Raw genomic sequence first — 672 nt, 5'->3', positions numbered from 1 at the left:
ATGCTGCGCTCGCCGCCGCAACGATCATGGCACCGGCGCCCCACGGCGCAAGGTGCCCTGGTTCTGGTCCGACCGCCACGAATCCCACGTGGAAGTCGTCGGGGACTTCACCGCGGTGGCGCGCACCGTGGCCCGCCACACCCGGCAGGGCAAGATTCAGGTGCTCTTCGGTCTGGATGGGCAGGACCGCCTGGTGGCCGCCTCCATGGTCGATGGCGGGCTGATGGGCCGGGCCGTGCGAAAATTGATTGAACAGGAGATCACCCCTCCCATCATCGACCTGGAAGACCCGGGGATCACTCCGCGCAATCTGGGTCGCAAACGGTAGGCGGGTACGCAGCAGCATGGAATCTAACAAGGCAGTCGAAGCACTCCGGACCCCCACCGCTCGCGTGGCGTCGGCTGGATCGCCGCGGTACTGATTGTGCACATCGGCATCAACGTGGGCTTCTTCGCACCCATCCAGGTGTTGCTGGGACTGCACTCCGAGGCGATCTCCCCGCAGCAGAAAAACGCCACCCTGTCGCTGGTGACCGGTGTGGGCGCGGTCGTCTCGATGATCGCGAACCCGTTGTTCGGCGCCCTCAGCGACCGAACCACCTCCCGCTTTGGCCGCCGCATCCCCTGGATCGTGGCCGGTACCCTGGGCGGTGCGCTGGCCCTGCTGCTGAT

Annotated in this window: 2 protein-coding genes; both read left to right on the top strand. The window is 66.4% G+C overall.

The window, feature by feature from the left end:
• The coding region (locus JCM19049_RS16695; RefSeq protein ID WP_279403477.1) for an oxidoreductase C-terminal domain-containing protein at positions 1–328 on the top strand (328 nt) is incomplete at its 5' end.
• Between the two features lie 96 nt (positions 329–424).
• On the top strand, positions 425–672 hold a 248-nt coding region (locus JCM19049_RS16690; protein ID WP_279403476.1), incomplete at its 3' end, for an MFS transporter.

This window comes from Arthrobacter sp. JCM 19049, assembly GCF_001310435.1.
Note: the sequence above shows the minus strand (reverse complement) of the source record. Positions and strands in the feature narration are given on the sequence as shown.